The following is a 2,034-nucleotide window of genomic DNA, read 5'->3' on the forward strand; positions in this document are numbered from 1 at the left end:
GCGCGCGATGGAGAGGTCGGGGTCAAGGGCAAGCGCTCGCTCGAAGCAGTGAATCGCCTCTTCGTGGTTGAACGCGTACGCCCAGACCATCCCGCGGTCGAACCAGACCTGCGCCTGGGCCGATGGCGTCTCAATCGACCGGTGATAGGACCCGAGGTCGTAGTACGGCTCCGTCGCGTTCGGAGTGGTTGACGCGGTAGCGGTCATGACTGGCACGATAATTCGTCCACGCCTTGGGGGCGAGCACTGCGATCACTGCGAGCGTGGCTCCGCTCGCACCCCAGATGGTCAGGGTGACGATCGGTGTCAAGGCACCGTTGCCGCCGAAGTATTCGAGGCTGCGCAGCAGCGCCACTCCGGAGCCCTGCGGCACGATCGCGTTGAACGTCGTATAGAAGCCAGACAGCAGCGGCAGTCCGACCGGGCCGGCGGCCGCGGCATTGCCGACGATCACCAGGAACAGGGTCACCATCGCCGATGCGATGAAGCCGAAGGCGGCCGCCACACCGGTCACGGCGCCGGCGACGGCCATCGCGTACAGCCACAGTGCGCCGAAGACCTGCCAGGTGTGGCTGGTCAGCGCGCCGAGGACGGCGTCGACGTAGATCGTCACGCCACCAGCCAGTAGCGCCGAGTAGGCGGCCAGGCTCAGGGTGCGAAGCGCCAGCGTTGAGAGCCTGCGCACACTGCCCATCATGCGACCGAACACGGTGCCGCCCAAGGTCGCACCGATCGACAGGAAGATGACGGCGTAGAACTCGACGGTGCCCTGGGGGTCGGCAGGCGAGGTCGGGGCGACGTCCTCGACGCTGGGTGCCAGGCCCGCCTTGGTGGCGATCGCGCGTCCGACGGATTCGGCGGCGTTGGCGACGCTGCGGCCACCACCACCGGCGACGTAGATCTTCATCTCGCCGGTTTGGCCGACGACGAAGGCGGCGTCGGTCTTGCGGTCGTAGACCTGCTCGCGCGCGGCGGTGGCGTCGGCGACCTGAGTCACCGACAGCGTGTCCTGTCCGCGGATGGCGTCGACCACCTGTGGTGGCCCGGCGACCGCGACGTCGAGGTGGTGCAGGGTCGGCTTGGCGAACGCACCGGAGTAACTCGCGATCATCGCGACGACGAAGACCGTCAGCGCAGCCATGACCAGGACCATGTTGCGGACGTCGGTTCGTGAGACGCGCCGGTTGGCTACGTCGAGGTGCGGAGCGTGGTGCTCGGGTGGAGCCTGGTGCTTGCCCATGGTGGTTCCCTTCCTAACGGGGTCGGTGAGAGGTGGCCGGAAGACCAAGCAGCGCGTCGACGGTGTCGAGCGCGGCGGTCACCCGGCCTCGGAGATCGGTGACTGGTTCGGTTGGCGAGGGGTCTTCCATCCAGGACCGGAGCACTTCCTGAAACCCGCCGACGAGGAATCGGCTGACCGCCTCTGGGGCGATGTCGGCGATCGGGCCGACGACTCCCATGCCCTGCGCCGCGATCTCCTCGCAGGCGGGCAGCAGTTCGGCGCGGAACGCCGCGACCACCCGCTGGGTGACCGCGCTCGGCACGACGTTGCGGTACATCGTGCGGTGTTCGGCGGCGAAGTCGAAGAGGCTGAGAATGCGCGATCGTGCGTCGCCCTCGATGGCCTCGGCGGCAGCGGAGAACGCGACGGCGAAGGCCGTCGCGACCGCATCGTCGCGGTCGGTGAAGTGGCGATAGAAGACCTGCCTGCTCACGCCGGCCCGCGTCACCAGGTCGCCGACGGTGATCTCGTCGACGGCACGTTCGTGTGCCAGTGCGAAGGCGGCGTCGCGCAGCAGGTTGCGGACGCGTTCGGCGCGGGGGTCGGCGCTATGCGTTCGAGTGGGCACGGCGACGAGTTTAAGCGACTTCGTGGACACTTGACTACGAATTATTAGGTTAACTAAGACACCTGCGAGCGCTGGTGTGACGCCCGCCTCTCGGGCGTATTAGCGTGACGGCCATGATTCGATGTGTCCGGCTGTGGACGGGCCAGGACGGCACCTCCCATGTCGAGATCGGTCGGCTGGACAC

General features: G+C 67.6%; 3 protein-coding genes. All 3 read right to left on the reverse strand.

Going from position 1 to position 2,034, the window contains the following annotated elements; genetic code table 11:
* Positions 1-207: tetratricopeptide repeat protein (locus tag ACRDUX_RS06715; RefSeq protein ID WP_526412213.1), on the reverse strand; the 207-nt coding region annotated here is incomplete at its 3' end.
* Positions 131-1,240, reverse strand: coding sequence for a hypothetical protein (locus ACRDUX_RS06720; RefSeq protein WP_526412215.1), 1,110 nt, complete (start codon positions 1,238-1,240; stop codon positions 131-133). The genes ACRDUX_RS06715 and ACRDUX_RS06720, both read right to left, overlap by 77 nt.
* 13 nt (positions 1,241-1,253) lie before the next feature.
* A complete protein-coding gene (locus tag ACRDUX_RS06725; RefSeq protein ID WP_526412217.1) occupies positions 1,254-1,850 on the reverse strand; it encodes a TetR/AcrR family transcriptional regulator in 597 nt (198 codons plus the stop codon).
* Between the last annotated feature and the right edge of the window lie 184 nt (positions 1,851-2,034).

It is taken from the genome of Mycobacterium sp., from assembly GCF_050701675.1.
Taxonomy (GTDB): Bacteria; Actinomycetota; Actinomycetes; order Mycobacteriales; family Mycobacteriaceae; genus Mycobacterium.